Raw genomic sequence first — 16569 nt, 5'->3', positions numbered from 1 at the left:
GCGTATGCTAGATGGGGTCGGTATGGAGTTATATGGTGAGAAAATGCTTGCCGGGTCTTGCCCAATTCGCCATACCATAGTATGGTTAGGACAAACGAGTTAACGGGAGTGACAATATGGACTGGGAAGACTATTTTCCAACGGCAATCGCTGAACGTGGGTACGATTATTACTTACAGGGGTATGTCACTGGTTTAAAGCGGACCAAAACACAAATTACGGCAACGGTTACGGGCACGCAGGACTATGGCGTGGTGATTGATCTCGCTAATGGTGACTTTCATGATGGCGCGTGTGAGTGTCCGTATGCCAATGGTCATCCGTACTGCAAGCACATGGCGGCCGTTTTGTACCAAGCGACGGCGGCTGACAAACCTGCCAGTCAACAGCAAGTTTCCAAAGCACCAACTAGTTGCGACAGTCTTGAACAGGCTGCCACTAAGCTGGTTGAGCGGGCTACTGATCGGCAAGTCCGGGACTTTTTGAGTGCGGTGTTGGCCCATGACAATCATCTCGTCCAGCTGTTCCGGACGGTCATGGGTGAGACTAATGTCGTGACAGATTTACCTGAATATCTCGCGAGTGTTGATGATTTATTTGACACTAACGCGGATGTCGGTGGTTTTATCGATTATGACGCGGCGACGGATTTCGGTGATGAGGCCTTAACTTTCTTAAAAGAAGAGGTGCAGCCGTTGGTCGATCACGGCAAGTATGGTTTGGTATTTCAAATCTTGGCGCATCTGATGCTTAAAATCGACCACGTCGACATTGATGATTCCGATGGTGAAATTATGATGATCATGAGTGCTAGTGACGACTTGTGGGAAGCTGTCTTAACAAAAGCCGACGCGGATGTGCAGCAGCAGGTGTTTGATTGGTTATGCAAACAATTAACGAAGTCGTTGAATATCATTGAAGATACGCTTGACGATTTATTATTCACATATTTCAAGACGCCAGCGTTTATTGATGCAAAGTTGGTGTATACCGCTAAACGGTTCCGTGCGGTGCAAAAACACCCGGATTTCTGGGACTATGACTGGCAGATTGAAAAATGGCTAAAGTACTATTTACAAATGATGACTGCGGCTCATGTGCCTGATAAGCAAGTTATTGAATTTTGTGATTCTAATTTAGCGATACCACAAGTCCGCCTGTTTTATAGCCAGTTCTGTCTTCAACATCAAGATGAGGCGCATGCGCTCCAATTACTAAAAGATGGCAAAAAGTTGGTCGCGGACAATCCAAGCGTGTTAGCCTCCCTTAGTCGCCAACTGAAGGACGCTTATCAGCAATTAGGTGAACAACAATTGTATCGTCAGGAATTATGGCAATTGCTGACTGAATATGCGCCAGCAGATGAGATGCTATTTTCAGAGTTGAAGCAGAGTTACCCGACCAAGGATTGGCCGGCGGTTCGCGAGCAACTGTTGACGGCGATAGCGAAGAATTCCAATGTTGATTTGAAACCACTGTACGTGCAAGAAAACTTATTGAACCCGCTATTAAAAGCGGTCGTGGCCACGGACGGGCTCTGGGATTTACGGAGCTATGAGTCTTTATTGAAACCACGTTTTTCAGATCAGCTATTAGCGAAATATGATCATGAAGTGCGGAAGATGGCCACTGCTACCGGAACTCGGCGGAAGTATCAACAATTAGTTGGCATATTGGAACGGATGCTCGCTTACCCGGCTGGTAAATCGACCGTGCAGGCGATTGTGCATGATTGGCAGCAACAATATCCGCGGCGCTCAGCAATGATGGATGAGCTCTCGCGGCTAAATTGGTAATTGATCGTCAGTCATCGAATCACAATTAAGTTTGAATAATGACCGAATTATCATCTTGAAACCGGTGTAATGAGCCTTAAGCGACCGAACTGATTGACCATAGGGTGTGGATATGCGCTATTGACGTCATTCGTAGTTCGGACCGCTGCTATGAATAAATTAGCGAGTGATGTGAGGAACGTGATCAGTAGTGCATATTTTGATTATTGGAACGGGTAAATTGGGGTATCAGGTGTATCGTCGAGTGGCCATGATACCGCAGCACCACGTGACTTTGCTGGATCATCACCGGCATGAGCATGATGTCTCGTTAGCCACGCAGTTAATCGGGGATGCGAGCAATGTTGATGATTTAAAACGCGCGCTGCGAGGGATTGACGTCGTATTTTCAACGGTGGGCATTACCCACGCGGCGCAGTTTGCCACGGCATTGGTGCAAGCGATGGATGCAGTTGGGGTCAAACAGCTATTTTGGACGACCCAGTTTCAAATCAACTATGATCAGATTTCAGAAGCAATGTACACCTTAGCCCGCCGCGAGTTTGGGTTTAGTCGTGAAGTTGAGACGACCTATGTGGCGGGGCAAAAGGCCGGGGCCGCAGTCATCAGGAATAGTGATTTGGACTATACATTGCTAGCCTGTCATTTTTTCAAGTACAATGATGAAGCAGATCAATTAATTGTTGAACCAGCTGGAAATGCTGTTAGCGGTGGGCCACTAAGTCTATTCTCATTGGCGACATTAATCACCGATATGTTGGAACATCCACAAGATTATCCGCAACGTGAGCTCATGATCTCAGCTTGGCCAGGCGAAAAGTAACATCAGTTCTGGCTGATTAACTTGAGTGGGCAACAGTAGTACTCATAAAATATAAGTTTTGATGGCGATAGCTAAGTTGCACCAACGGGTAACTGGGCTATCGCCATTTTTGTGCAGAGTTTCAAAACTTACGACTGTTATCAGTGTGCTAATGTAAATTGGTTCTATTTTCCTGAGCCAGACGGTACAATATTTGTAAATTCATCAAAAGATTGAGGAGATGGGAGCAATGTCACAATGGCAACAAGATTGGGCTTACCAAAAGTACTGGGTCATGGCACACTCACAGCAGCATTATAATGCCATCCGACAATTAGCTCGGCACAATGATTGGTCAGTTGCAAAACAGGAACGCTACCAACAATTATTAGCAGAAGCCGAACAAATTACGCCAACTAAAGCCACGTTGACAACGGCTTATCAGCATGTCTGGGGCTATTTTAAAAAGCGGTGTACGCTGGCCGAGAAGCAACGTTACCTGAATTTACTAACGAATTTAACCCCGGCACACGATCAGCTTGGGCCGTTCTTGTGGCAGTTAACGGTGAAGTACGAAGTGGCTTATTTGCTGGCGTCACGCTTGCTGCGCGCGTTTGATCAGCATGAAAATTAACGTTTATTCGTATAACATTTATATTATTTAAACAATAATAAATATGAAAAAACAATGAATTTTTTACGATTACTTCGTTCAGGTCCTTACAAAGTTATGAATAACCTGCTACAATAATAAACAAGTTATAATTATCATAATAAAAACACTAATCAAGGAGGCGAAATAATTATGATTAAATTGTTTACGCAAGCAGGATGTAACTCATCGCGAAAGGCCCGCCAATGGTTCCGGGATCATGATATTGCATTTGAGGAGAAGAACTTTAGTAGCGCAGCCCCTACTGTTAGTGAGTTAAAACAGATTCTGTGCCTAACTGAGAATGGATTGGAAGATATTATTTCTACCCGTTCACAAAGTTATCCCGCAATTGCTGATAAGCTGCCAGATATGTCATTCAATGAGACGCTCCGGCTGTTATGCGAACAGCCCCAGTTGTTGCGGCGGCCAATTATTGTTGGCCGTAATAAATTGCAAGTAGGCTTTAATGATGATGATATTCGCCAATTCATTCCCCGGCATATTCGGCGACTGAATTTTCAACAAACCTTAGTTGGATTGGTGGATATGTAATGATAGGGGACTTAAAGTCCACCATATTGTGAAAATGGTAATTACTAGGTTGATGTAAATTAATGTTAATCCGACGCTCTTTTTCATAATTGTTGATGCCAATAGCGGCCTAACTTGATTGAAAGACGTCATAAAGAAACAAAAACATCCCGGCTAGCAGACAGGCTAGTCGGGATGTTTTTGGCGCTTCAGCAGTCATTTAGTCGACTGTGATGGTAGTGGAAGATGCCATTAGCTGTGCCAACTGTTCCTCGGTTGTCCGGTTTTGGGACAACGGTGGCAAGTTGTCGAGCGTAAAGTAGGCTGTTTGGGCGACCTCAATGTTAGGCTCAAATTGGCCATCAGTAATTTCACAAGCAAAGACCAATTTATAATACTGAAATGGTTGGGGAATATCGACACGTAGAGCAGTATCAAAAACGGTGATGAGCCCCTGAACCGCGACGTGACGGCCAGTCTCTTCCCACACCTCGCGTTGCACATTTTCAGTCGGCGTGTAGCCCACATCCGCAAAGCCGCCTGGTAAGGCCCATAGTTTCGTTTTAATATCTTGAACGAGTAGTAGCTGGTTTCCATGGCGTATCAAGCCGCGAACGTCGATCTTGGGGGTGATGTAGCCAGAGTCCTGAGTTAGAGCAGTCGTCAGGTCAGCAGTGGCGACGTTGGCAGCGGCGGCCATTTGTTGAATCAATAAGGTTTGCAACTTTTGATAGCGATCTTTGTCGAACGGGTCAGTCGTGTAGGCTAAGCCGCTTTGAATCAGGGCTAACATTGCCCGTTGAGTGGTTAATAGTGAAGATGGCATGTTAATGATCCTCCTCTAAAGGTAAATAAGTTTATCAGGTGCAATCTTAGTAGCTAGGTTATCCGGTAGTGGCTGATCAGTCACAAAGTAATCAAAATCACTGAGAGCTAGCAAGTTGAAGTTGTGGCTGACGTTCACCTTGGTGTGGTCAAACAACAGCACTAGTCGGTCGCTTTGGGCGCGTAACGTTTCCTTTAAAGCAATATCAGATTCGTAAGCGTAATAAACGCCGTCTGCGGTCAACCCAGCGCAACTCAAGATCGTGGTCGTAAATCGAAATTTGTGTAGTGCTAGAATGCTGTCGGCGCCTTGAACATACCGTTGTTGTGCATCTAATGTGCCACCCAGGATATGCGTTTGAAAGTTGCTATGTCGTAATGCCTGATCAGCAATGTCAAGGGAATTCGTAACGATCATGCCGGGGTGCTTGGACTAGAGATATTGTGGTAGACAGGCAACGGTGGTTGAGATATCTAGAAATAATAAAGCATCATTTAGTAAATACGAACTGGCAGTGTGGGGCAGGGCTCGTTTGGTTTGCAGTAAGTCATCATCCTGGTTCAGGTACTAATCTAGCTTATTAAACGTATTCGGCCGACTAATGCCGACGTAGTTTCGCTCAGCCAAATTATGAGCTGCGAGTTTGACAATATCGCGCTGGGCAGTATCGCGTGAAGTCCCCGTTAATTGCATAATGTCTTTTAAACGCAGTGACGGGTGGGTTTTTAATTCATCAAGCATCAATGTTAAGCGTGTTTTTTGGTTCATAATTGATCACCTTAAGCTTTTTTTAGCATTAAACACATACTAACTTATTTTAGCTTAAATAGAAGGTCAATGACACCAATCAATGAAAACGGTTAAATCAATCGGCGTTGATGTTGTGGTTACGCCTTGAAACCCTTAAAATTAAGCTAATTAGTGGCAGGGCTGCAGCGTACGAAAGGATGGTTCAGATGGAAGTGAAAAAAGTGGTCATTGTTGGTGGCGTTGGTGGTGGTGCTTCGGCGGCGGCCCGCGTGCGTCGATTGGACGAGTTCGCCCAGATTACAATTTTTGAAAAGGGATCGGATGTCTCATTTTCCAATTGTGCCTTACCGTACACATTCAGTGATGTGATTGACCAGCCCGATGACGTGATTTTAAAGACGCCGATGCAATTCGAGCAACAGTACAATATTGACGTTCAAGTGAATACAACGGTTGTCGCCATTGATGCGCAGGCTAAGACAGTGACGATCAAACGGCAAGGACAGGTCACAACGACGACCGTCCCATATGATACATTGATTCTGTCACCTGGCGCCCGACCGATACTACCCGCAGTGATTGCGGGAATCGACCGGCCCAATGTTAAAACGGTCCGCAATGTTCAAGATGCCCGAACGATTCAAGCGTATCTGACTGAACAACACGTTCATGATGTGACGATTGTTGGCGGCGGCTTTATTGGACTAGAGATGGCTGAGAATTTACAACAGGCTGGCTATCAGGTCACAATCATTGAGGCCGCCGGGCATGTCTTGGGCACTTTGGATGACGAGTTTGCTCAGCTAGTACACAAGGAACTATACGACCACGGTGTGCAGGTGATACTGCAAGAACATGTGACGGCCATTGGTGCAACACAAGTGCAGCTCGCCTCGGGACGCGTCGTGACAAGCCAGTTAGTGATTATGGCGATTGGGGTTACACCAGTAACTGAATTAGCGGTTCAAGCGGGTTGTGCGTTAGGCGTGACCGGTGGTATCAAGGTTGATCATCGCTACCAGACGTCCGTGGCCGACATTTATGCGGTGGGCGATGCCATTGAAGTGACAAATCGGCTTACGCGTCAATCTACACGGCTAGCATTGGCGTTTCCCGCACAAATGCAGGCCCGACACATGGTGGATCAATTATACGGGCGGACGCCACATTATCAGGGTGTGATCGGATCGCAGGTTCTTCACGTCTTTACGTTAAACGTGGCGTCAACGGGCCTGAACACTGCTGAGTGTGAACACCAGCAACTTGATTATCGGTTCGCAACGGTGGCGCCGCAGAATCGGGTCAGCGTGATGCCGGGGACAACAGCCGTCTTTCTTAAGTTGATATTCAGTTATCCGACCGGTGAGATTTTGGGCGCGCAGGCCATTGGTCAATCGGACGTTGACAAACCGATTGATATTATCGCTAGTCTAATCACGATGCACGGTCGAGTCAGTGACCTGACAGATGTTGAATTATGTTATTCGCCATGGGTCAGTACCGCCAAAAATGTCGTCAATATGGTTGGCTTAGTGGCGGAAAACGTCCTGAACGACGAATTTAAGCAGGTTGCGGTGACGCAGGTTCGACAGCTGGTCTTGGCGGGGGCGTTTATCATCGATGCCCGTGAACCACAAGAGTACGCTAATGGTCACATCAAAGGTGCTCATAATATTCTACTGAGTCAGTTTCGGCAGCGCTTAGCGGAGATCCCGACCAATCAGCCAGTTTATATTCATTGTCAGACCGGACAGCGAAGTTACAATATGATCCGCGCATTACTTCAGCGTGGTTTTACGAACGTGGTCAACATTGCTGGGTCGTATGCCGAACTAGTTCAGTATGAATACTTTAATGATCAGACAACGGGGCGAACCTCAATCTTGACACGAACATGATGATTGATAACTAAGATATTAATTTTAACAAAATTTGATGACGTGGCAGAGGCTATTGGGGAAAATAGAACGTTCATAAGTGTTAGACTGAAATTATCATAAGAAAGTTGGTGGCGAAATATGCGAACGATTGAAGACGATGCCGCGCTTCGGATTCTAGCAGATGTGATTAAGATTCCATCAGTTAACGACCATGAGTTGGTGGTCGCGAAATACTTACAGACCCTGTTGGCGAAGTATGATATTTCAGCTGAGATTCACCCCATTACCGGTGATCGCGCGAATTTAGTTGCTGAGATTGGTCATGGGCAGCCTGTTTTAGCAGTTTCCGGTCATATGGATGTGGTCGCGGCAGGTGACCTGGCGGCGTGGGACACCGATCCTTTCACCTTAGTAGAAAAATCCGGTCAGTTATTTGGTCGGGGTGTCACGGATATGAAGGCTGGTTTAGTCGCATTAATCGTTGCGATGATCAACATTCAGCAGCAAGGTGGCCCTAAACATGGCACCATTCGCTTGTTGGCGACAATGGGCGAAGAAGTTGGTGAAGCTGGCTCGGCTGCCTTTTATCAACAAGGGGCGATGCAAGATGCAGCTGGTTTACTGATTGCTGAACCTTCAACGGTTTATGGAACAGCGGCTGAGCAGAAAGGGTCTTATGACTTAAAACTGACGTCTAAGGGTAAGGCGGTACACAGTTCGACACCCGAACGCGGCTACAATGCCTTAGTCCCGCTGATTAAATTACTCAATGAAGCCAATGACTATTTTGAAACGATTCCAGCGGGCGAGATGGGACCGGTCAGATTTAACATTGACGTGTTAAACGGTGGGAACCAAGTAAATTCGTTACCCGATTTAGCGACTGCACTTGTTAATGTGCGGACGATTCCGGAATACGATAATGACCAAGTGACCCAAAAATTAACGGACCTGATCGCAGCGTATAATCAGCAAGGTGCTGACATTAAGATGACCGCTATCATGAATGAGTCACCAATTGCAACCACGGCTGATAATCGGTTAGTAAAATTAGTGCAGGCCATTGGCAAGCCCTATGCTGGCCGCGATATTGTCGTTGCCTCAAGTCCGGGAATTACCGATGCGTCCAATTTGGCTAAGCATCAACCAGCTGATTCTCCCTTTGCGATTTATGGACCGGGTAATATGACCCAACATCAGGTCAATGAAAGTTTACCAAAACAGATGTTTTACGACTTTATTGCAATTTATCAACAACTGTTTACACGTTTTTTGGCCGAGTAATCGGTGTTGATTGATCGTAAAATCAAAGACCCGCTGGCAGTCAGTAACTGTCAGCGGGTCTTTGAACGGTTAGTACCAATTTTCAGGTGCATGGGTCGGTGTTGAAAAAGCGACAGCAATTTGTCGCAGAGCTTCGTAAGTTTCGGCGGTATTTACCCCTAAAATTGTCGCCATTCGTTGTTCACTGGTTTCAAAGAAACGTTCGATCTTGGTGGCTAATTGGCGGGCCTTGGGTGTTAGGAGTAGTCGTTTGTAGCGACCATCGTCCTTTGCTGGCACGCGAATGAGTAAATCAGCGGCTTCCATTTTGGAAACGAGGCTGGAACAGGTTGCTTTACGAATATTGAACTCTAATTCTAAGTCCCGTTGGAAGAGGTTGTGATGCTGTTCATTGTTGGCAATAAAGTTGATCGTACTGATTTGCATGCCAGTTAGTCCCAGTGATTTTGCATAATGGTCTGAGTCCCTGGCTAATGCATTGTTCGCTTTCTTAATCATGATTCCTAATGAATCTTGCATGGGTAGGCTCCTTAATGATGTTATGGTTCGTATTCTAACTAAATTGAATTATAAGAACTAATTGTTAAAAAGTCAATTAAAATAGGACTTTAAATTTTAGAATAGTATGCTAAAATAGTTAATTAGTTCGTATTCGAACTATAGGTCAAGGAGCTGATTTTAAGTATGGAAAAACGTGTTGACCTCAAATTGATTCTTGCAATCGTGGCTGCCGGATTACTTTCATTTTGCGGAGTGATCGTGGAGACTGCGATGAATATCACTTTCCCTAAGTTGATGCGAGAATTTGCACTCAATACGGCGACGGTCCAGTGGATGACCACGGCTTACTTGTTAGTAGTCGCAATTATTGTGCCAATTTCGGCGTTTCTGAAACGCCGCTTTCGCACTAAAACGCTGTTTGTGACAGCCAATTTATTGTTTATACTGGGATTGGTCGTTGACGCGACCGCGACCAGTTTTTCCGTTTTAGTCACTGGACGAATCATTCAGGGAATGGGAACTGGGATTGCTTTACCACTGATGTTTAATATTATTATTGATTGGGCACCAGCACGGCAGAAAGGGACCTTGATGGGAATTGGCACGCTGATTACCGCAATCGCCCCAGCACTGGGGCCGACTTTTGGGGGCTTGATCGTTAGTTGGATGGATTGGCATTGGATTTTCGTATTGCTAATCCCGGTACTCGTGATTTCACTTGTGTTAGGGCTGTATGCGATTCGACAAGCCCAGCCGACAGTTAAAGTTGGATTTGATGTGGTCGGTTGGCTGATGATCGTCCTCTTATTCGTTGGCTTTACAATTGGATTTAGCAAGTTAGCCACGATTACCACGCAACCACTGATTTTTGTGGCTTGGCTAGTGGTCGGTCTGATTGGTCTTGTGGGTTTCGTTATCCGCACACGTCGAGCGGCACAACCGCTAATCAATCTGGCGATTTTTACCACAAAATCTTATGATTTGCACTTAATGGCGTACTTTTTGGTTCAAATCTGTGCCCTCGGGTTGGCCTTCATATTGCCCAACTACATCCAGTTAGTGAATGGCAAGAGTGCTTTGTTAGCTGGCTTGTTTGTACTACCTGGCGCGGCAATCGGGGCTGTTTTTGCCCCACTAGGTGGACGGATTCTAGACAGTCTGGGTGCAGCCAAACCAGTCCTAACGGGTTCAACAATTTTGGTTATTGCCATGGCACTGTTTACGGTGTTGGGGATGCACCTGTCAGGCGGTTTGATTTTAGCCATTTACATTTTATTAATGATTGGTATTGGCTTAACCATGGGTAATACGATGACGAGTGGCTTACAGCAGTTGTCAGCTGAGCATCAAGCTGATGGCAATGCCGTGTTCAATACCATGCAGCAGTTTGCAGGAGCCATTGGGACTTCGGTCGTGTCCGCCGTTATCACGTTAGTTCAAGCACAGGCGACTGGAACGAGTGCGCACCGCACAGCATTAGGGTCGACCGTGGCGCTAGGGCTGTTACTGGTTTTGGTACTAATTGAATTAGGAACAATGATATTAGCCATGAAGACGCGTCGAGCTGTTCAATGATAAAAATATTATAAAAAAGATTGACTTTATTTTGAGAAGGTGTAATCTTTAGTTGTTCAAAAGTTAATCGGCGATGACGTTCGCCACATAATAATTGATAATCAATTTGATGACGTCTACTGTTTGTTTTTCAGACAGTAGACGTCTTTTCTTTTTGGTTACGAAGGAGAGATTGATATGGAAAAACAGGCTATTGAAACGGTAAAGGCTCGCGAAATCTTTGACTCACGGGGGAATCCCACAGTTGAGGCTGACGTTATTTTGTCTGATGGCACGTTGGGACGTGCGGAAGTGCCATCAGGGGCCTCGACTGGCGAAAAAGAAGCGGTTGAATTACGTGATGGCGGTGATCGGTTAGCGGGTAAGGGCGTGCTTAAAGCCGTTAATAATGTCAATACGGCCATTAATCATGTTTTACATGGTGCTGACCCATTTAATCAGGCTCATATTGATCAATTGATGATTGACTTAGATGGTACGCCTAATAAAGCCCGGCTAGGTGCAAATGCTATTTTAGGGGTTTCGATGGCTACGGCGCGGGCAGCCGCTAATGCCTTACACCAACCGCTTTATCGATATTTGGGCGGTACGGACTTAGAGCTGCCGCAAACATTTCATAACGTGATTAATGGCGGTGAACATGCGGATAATGGCATTGATATTCAAGAATTTATGATTACACCGGTTGCACGAACCAGTTTTCGAGATGGTTTTGAAAAGATTACGAACACTTACCATACCTTAAAAAAGGTTATCGAAGATGCTGGTTACACAACCGGTTTGGGTGATGAAGGTGGATTTGCTCCTAATCTCAAAAATTCAGAAGAAGCCTTACAGATGCTACATGATGCGATTATTAAGGCAGGCTATACACCTGGCAAGGAAATTGCGATTGCTTTTGATGCGGCGGCTTCGTATTTTTATAACCGAACGACCCACAATTATGATTTTGAGGGTAAAACGTATACGCCAGCTGCTCTTGGTGATTATTATATGCAGTTATTAGCGAAGTTTCCGGAAATTATTTCAATTGAGGATCCTTACGGAGAGGAGGACTGGGATAACTTTGCGGCCTTTACAACCGCTCATGGTGATCAGCTCCAAATTGTGACCGACGATCCCGTTTGTACTAATCCGCAATTAATTCGGCAAGCGATTCAACAGGGTATGGCCAACAGTATCTTAATTAAATTAAATCAAATTGGGACGATTACTGAAACCTTGGAAGCGATTCGGCTAGCTCGCAAAAACGGTTATACCACGATGATGTCACACCGATCTGGTGAAACTGGTGACACTTTCGTTGCCGACTTCACGGTAGCAACCAATGCAGCTCAATTAAAGTCTGGTGCGCCAGCCCGTTCTGAACGCGTTGAAAAATACAATCAATTACTGCGGATTGAGGAAGAATTAGGTACTGACGGTACCCGGTTAGCACACTTTCCAGATAATGTTATGTTTGACTAATTATTTAGCGATAACCTGGTGATGCATAACAAATGTGGGGTGTGAAATGCTTGAAGATTTAACGAAGCAGCAAGCAGCCACTAAACTAGCGGAAGATGGGTTTAATGATGTCCCAGAACCAACGTTTAATTTTTTAAAAGCTGTGGTCGGTCGTTTATGGGAACCTTCAGCATGGATTTTGGAAGGTGCCTTAGTCATTGAAGTTGTTTTAGGCAAAGAAATTCAAGCCGGTTTTATTGCCTTAATGCTGATCTTTGCAGCCGTTAATGGCGCAATTCAATCGCGACGTGCGGCCATGGTTTTACAGGAGTTAGCGCATCAATTGACGCCTACTAGTTCGGTACGACGCGATGGTCATTGGCAATTGATTAATGCGAAGGCTTTAGTTGTAGGTGACCTGATTAGTTTACAGGTAGGAAGCGTGATCCCGGCTGATGTCCATGTGTTGACGCATTCAATTAATATAGATGAAAGTTCGATTACCGGTGAATCCGTTGCAGTGACACGCATGCCCGGTGATATTGCATTTGCAGGCACGATGGTGCTGGCTGGAACAACCTTAGCACGTGTGCTGGCAACGGGCAGCCATAGTCGCGCTGGGAAAACAGTTAGTTTGATTAATCAAACTAATGCACCTGGTCATTTACAACAATTGTTGGGCAAAATCATTGGTTACTTGGCATTGTTAGACAGTGTTTTAGCCATCGTTATTATTGGGGTAGCACTAATTCGCCATGCGGATATGGTTCAGATGTTACCGTTCCTAGCGATGTTGTTCATTGCTACGATTCCAATTGCCATGCCATCAAGTTTTGCGGTTGCAAATGCGGTAGAAGCTCGTGAACTTAGCCGGCATCGGGTTCTAGTTAGTGAATTAACCGGTATTCAGGAAGCAGCCAGTTTGGATTTGTTACTTGTTGATAAAACGGGAACGATAACAACGAATCAACCGCGGGTTGTACAGTTTAAAAACTTATCAGCCAGGTCAGACCGGCAACTGATACAGTTAGCAGCCAGTGCGACCGATTTGCGACATCCCAGCGTTGTGGATCAAGCACTTATGAACTTTGCTCGTCAGCATCGACTGGAGCAGTTGCCGCAGCAAGAATTTAAGCCATTCGATGCCAGCGTTGGTTATGCCGAAGCATTGGTTGGTGATGCACTAACAAGCGTGCGGGTGCGCGTTGGTGCGCTTAATCGTCTATGTGAGTTAACGAAGCAACAACCATCTTTGACAATCGATCAGCTGGATTTGGCTCAGGGACGCTCAGTGGCAGTGATGATTGATAATGTCTTACAAGCTGTATTGATTTTGCAAGATCAGCCGCGCCCAGATAGTGCGGCGGTTTTGAAAAGTATTCAACAACGTGGTGTTAAAACGGTTATGCTGACTGGCGATAATTTAAAAACAGCGCAGGCTGTGGCTGATGCGGTCGGATTAAAAGGTCAAGTGGTTTCCTACCAGACATTTAAAACGCACATGCGACCGTTAGCACAAGTTGCCGGGATTGCCGAAGTTGTTCCAGAGAATAAATTGGCGATTGTCAAAGCTATGCAGCACGCGGGTTACGTGGTGGGGATGACAGGCGACGGTGTTAATGATGCTCCCGCATTAAAGCAGTCGGAGGTTGGGATTGCCGTTGACAATGCCACCGATTTAGCCAAACGAAGTGCTAAGTTCGTCTTATTGACGGGCGGCTTAGCGAATATTCTGACGATTTTAGATAGCGGTCATCGCGTTTATCAGCGGATGTTAACCTGGACCATAACCAAACTTGCTCGAACGGTTGAATTGACGGTGCTCTTAACGATAGGATATTTATGGTTAGGGCGCGTCCCACTGTCGTTGAATGCGATGGTGTTAGTGGCTATTCTTAATGATTTAGTGACGTTGGTACTTGGCACTGATCGAACAACCATTCGTTATCGTCCTGAACAATGGGATATGCCTCGCTTAAGCAAAATTGCGGGGGTATTAGCAGCTGGGTGGACAACTGTAGGTGTTGGCTTGATGGCCTGGTTAAGTGGTCAAGGATTGGCTGCTGGCCAGTTGAGTACTAGTCTTTATGTCTACCTTATTTTTAGTGCCATGCTAACAATCTTGATGACTCGTACTAGCCGACCTTTTTGGTGGGGACGGCCCAGTCACGCAGTTGTGGTAACAATTGGTTTGAACTGCTTGTTGACTGTCGGATTAGCTAACCTTGGTTGGGGTGTGCTGGCCATTAATGGTTGGTTGACCTTGATAGTTATCATATTAGTTTTAATGACTGGTATTAGTTTGACGGCAGTCCAAAGACTTCTGGCAACTATCGATTAAATACTTGTCATGCTTATAACAACGGTGGTATTCAGTAGGAGATCAATTAATTGCGAAAATAGTGGGTCACGGTTATTGTTAAATTGGTATTGAAAAATGAATGGAGGTACCGATTTGCAAGCATATGTCGTGAACCAACCAGGTGGACCAGAAGTGTTACAATTAACGACACTTCCTAAACCAAGCGTCAAACCGGGGTGGACCCGGGTAAAAGTTTTAGGTTTTGGTATCAATCACTCAGAAATCTTTACACGGGAAGGCAAGTCACCGAGCGTGCAATTCCCACGAGTACTCGGAATCGAAGTAGTTGGTGTGGTCGATGCGACCAGTGCGCCAGCAACGTTCATGTCTGGGCAACGCGTGGTTTCAATTATGGGCGAGATGGGTCGAGCGTATGATGGTAGCTATGCCGAATACGTATTATTACCGAATGAGCAGGTTTATCCGATCAAAACGGATCTGCCGATCGCCTCATTGGTGGCAACGCCTGAGACCTATTACACGGCTTATGGCATTTTTAAGTCGTTACAGCTTAAAGCGACGGACCGGGTGTTGATTCGAGCGGCTACTAGTGGGGTTGGAATTGCCGATTTGAATCTGATCAAGGCCTATAATCCTAAAATCTATGTGGCGGGGACCACTCGGCGGGTAGCTAAACGGCAACAATTAATTGATACTGGTTTTGATGAGGTCATCGTCGCCCCGGATAGTGCCCATTTACCAACTGCGACGGCTCATTTTGATAAAATTATCGACTTGATTGGTCCGCTCAGTGTCAAAGATTCGTTGTCGCATCTCAACGAAGGCGGCATTGTAAATATGACGGGCGAATTAGGTGGACTGTGGACTGTTCCTGATTTTGACCCGATTAGTGATATTCCAAATGGGTGTTATTTAACAGGTTTTTCTTCTGGTGATGTCTCTCAGACGTTGTTGCAAGATTTATTTGATTTCATCACAACACATCACGTGTCGGTCGCACCGGCTCGGATTTTTAAGTTCGATCAGGTATCAGCTGCCCATGCTTATTTGCAAGCGGCGGACAGTTTTGGGAAGGCTATTGTGTTGATGGATTAAAATGGCAGTATTCAAAATAAAAATAGCGTTGAGTCCGCCAACATTAGTTGGTCGACTCAACGCTATTTTTGTTGGTAGTTGTCAATTAGATTCAATTGGTTTGCGCGCGGTACAGTTGCTAGTTATGACGTCGATTGATCCAAGTCGTTGATAAATCCATCGCAGCCTTAGTTGCGTTTGTCTGATCAAGTGAATTGAGCATTACAAAGTCGCGAACCATGTCTTGGAATCGAGTTTGCGTGACTGGTACGCCGGCAGCTCGCAATTTTGTTGTGTAGGCTTCGCCTTCATCACGCAGAAAATCAGCTTGGTCGGTCAGAATCATTGCAGCGAGCAAGTCGGTGAGTAGTTTTTGTGAAGCTTGGAGTGGCGTAGCTGTGATTTCTTTGCGAGCGTGGTAATTTAGTAAATATTGATTCAAAAGCCATTTCATACTAGTCTGAGTTAAATAGTAATGATCTGCAAATTCTTGATATGAAAGAGTATCAAAGTTAGCGTCTGTGACTGGATAATAGAGTAATTGTTGTTTGATGGGGATGACTAGATGCTGCTTAGTCATAATGGTCATAACTGTTGCCATGTTACCCCCAACGGAGTCACCAGCAACGCATAACCGGGTGACATCGAATTGTTTACTAATTGCAAGCGTTGGAAGCTGTTGTAAGATTGCGTAGTTCTGTTCAATAGCGAGCCTCTGGTGAACGTGTATATTCTGGGAAGATGACCAATGAGTTAGTCCGGACAGCTAATTCACGAATCAGTTTGTCATGAGTATGGGCATCTCCCAAAATCCGGCCGGCACCATGAATATAGAAAATAACTGGCAGTTGGATATAGTTACCGGCAGGACGCATGAAGTGCACGTTGATGGTGCCCCGCTGACCAGTATCCATTAGCTGATCGTCAATATCAACGCTGGCCTTTCGAAAGGAACTATCTTGGGTTGGTCGAGAATCGAACGGCCCTCGATGGTGACAGTTCATAGAGACGTGGGTGAGGATCAGTTGCCGTGGTTAGGCTGGTAGCAACAGGTTCTAGAGTAACACGCTCTAATTGGGACGACATCGTGCATTCCTCTTCGTGGTTGTATCGACGGTATCGTGAT

General features: G+C 45.6%; 14 protein-coding genes, 1 pseudogene and 1 riboswitch. Of the genes and pseudogenes, 10 read left to right on the top strand and 5 right to left on the bottom strand.

Annotated elements, in window-relative coordinates; translation table 11 throughout:
* Positions 1-116: 116 nt before the first annotated feature.
* The 4 genes from RXV91_RS03735 (at position 117) to RXV91_RS03720 (ending at position 3805) form a co-directional block, all read left to right on the top strand.
* On the top strand, positions 117-1796 hold the full coding sequence (locus RXV91_RS03735; protein ID WP_316438720.1) for a hypothetical protein: 1680 nt from the start codon (positions 117-119) through the stop codon (positions 1794-1796).
* 190 nt (positions 1797-1986) lie between these two features.
* Complete coding sequence (locus tag RXV91_RS03730; RefSeq protein ID WP_316438719.1) at positions 1987-2619, top strand: NAD(P)H-binding protein; 633 nt, start codon at positions 1987-1989, stop codon at positions 2617-2619.
* Positions 2620-2848: 229 nt separating this feature from the next.
* Positions 2849-3232: a YbgA family protein gene (locus RXV91_RS03725; RefSeq protein WP_316438718.1), complete on the top strand. Its 384-nt coding sequence runs from the start codon at positions 2849-2851 to the stop codon at positions 3230-3232.
* A 171-nt stretch (positions 3233-3403) separates the two neighbouring features.
* Complete coding sequence (locus RXV91_RS03720; protein ID WP_003640632.1) at positions 3404-3805, top strand: Spx/MgsR family RNA polymerase-binding regulatory protein; 402 nt, start codon at positions 3404-3406, stop codon at positions 3803-3805.
* A 199-nt stretch (positions 3806-4004) separates the two neighbouring features.
* On the opposite strand, the gene RXV91_RS03715 is transcribed toward RXV91_RS03720, so the two are convergent.
* From RXV91_RS03715 to RXV91_RS03705, 3 genes are all read right to left on the bottom strand, one after another.
* The gene (locus RXV91_RS03715; RefSeq protein WP_021356687.1) at positions 4005-4610 is read right to left on the bottom strand and encodes an NUDIX hydrolase N-terminal domain-containing protein; all 606 of its coding nucleotides are present in this window, start codon (positions 4608-4610) and stop codon (positions 4005-4007) included.
* 15 nt (positions 4611-4625) lie between these two features.
* Positions 4626-5027: a hypothetical protein gene (locus tag RXV91_RS03710; protein ID WP_316438717.1), complete on the bottom strand. Its 402-nt coding sequence runs from the start codon at positions 5025-5027 to the stop codon at positions 4626-4628.
* Between the two features lie 150 nt (positions 5028-5177).
* Positions 5178-5378 (bottom strand): DeoR family transcriptional regulator, encoded by a 201-nt coding sequence (locus RXV91_RS03705; protein WP_316438716.1) that lies wholly within the window; start codon positions 5376-5378, stop codon positions 5178-5180.
* 188 nt (positions 5379-5566) lie between these two features.
* Between RXV91_RS03705 and RXV91_RS03700 the strand changes: the two genes are divergently transcribed.
* Positions 5567-7258 (top strand): FAD-dependent oxidoreductase, encoded by a 1692-nt coding sequence (locus tag RXV91_RS03700; protein WP_316438715.1) that lies wholly within the window; start codon positions 5567-5569, stop codon positions 7256-7258.
* Positions 7259-7378: 120 nt separating this feature from the next.
* Positions 7379-8524, top strand: coding sequence for an ArgE/DapE family deacylase (locus tag RXV91_RS03695; RefSeq protein WP_316438714.1), 1146 nt, complete (start codon positions 7379-7381; stop codon positions 8522-8524).
* 69 nt (positions 8525-8593) lie between these two features.
* On the opposite strand, the gene RXV91_RS03690 is transcribed toward RXV91_RS03695, so the two are convergent.
* Positions 8594-9043 (bottom strand): MarR family transcriptional regulator, encoded by a 450-nt coding sequence (locus tag RXV91_RS03690; RefSeq protein ID WP_316438713.1) that lies wholly within the window; start codon positions 9041-9043, stop codon positions 8594-8596.
* A 165-nt stretch (positions 9044-9208) separates the two neighbouring features.
* Between RXV91_RS03690 and RXV91_RS03685 the strand changes: the two genes are divergently transcribed.
* The 4 genes from RXV91_RS03685 (at position 9209) to RXV91_RS03670 (ending at position 15464) form a co-directional block, all read left to right on the top strand.
* Positions 9209-10600: a DHA2 family efflux MFS transporter permease subunit gene (locus RXV91_RS03685; protein ID WP_316438712.1), complete on the top strand. Its 1392-nt coding sequence runs from the start codon at positions 9209-9211 to the stop codon at positions 10598-10600.
* A 60-nt stretch (positions 10601-10660) separates the two neighbouring features.
* A riboswitch (Fluoride riboswitch) is annotated at positions 10661-10726 on the top strand.
* A 51-nt stretch (positions 10727-10777) separates the two neighbouring features.
* Positions 10778-12067, top strand: a complete 1290-nt coding sequence (eno, locus tag RXV91_RS03680) for a phosphopyruvate hydratase (protein ID WP_316438711.1) — start codon at positions 10778-10780, stop codon at positions 12065-12067.
* 46 nt (positions 12068-12113) lie between these two features.
* On the top strand, positions 12114-14387 hold the full coding sequence (locus tag RXV91_RS03675; RefSeq protein ID WP_316438710.1) for an HAD-IC family P-type ATPase: 2274 nt from the start codon (positions 12114-12116) through the stop codon (positions 14385-14387).
* Between the two features lie 114 nt (positions 14388-14501).
* On the top strand, positions 14502-15464 hold the full coding sequence (locus RXV91_RS03670; protein ID WP_316438709.1) for a zinc-binding alcohol dehydrogenase family protein: 963 nt from the start codon (positions 14502-14504) through the stop codon (positions 15462-15464).
* Between the two features lie 118 nt (positions 15465-15582).
* On the opposite strand, the pseudogene RXV91_RS03665 reads toward RXV91_RS03670, so the two are convergent.
* Positions 15583-16529 (bottom strand): annotated as a pseudogene (locus RXV91_RS03665) (alpha/beta hydrolase).
* Between the last annotated feature and the right edge of the window lie 40 nt (positions 16530-16569).

This window comes from Lactiplantibacillus sp. DA1, from assembly GCF_032681335.1.
In the GTDB taxonomy this organism is placed as follows: domain Bacteria; phylum Bacillota; class Bacilli; order Lactobacillales; family Lactobacillaceae; genus Lactiplantibacillus.
The sequence above is the reverse complement of the archived record's forward strand: the minus strand, read 5'-3'. Positions and strand labels throughout refer to the sequence as shown.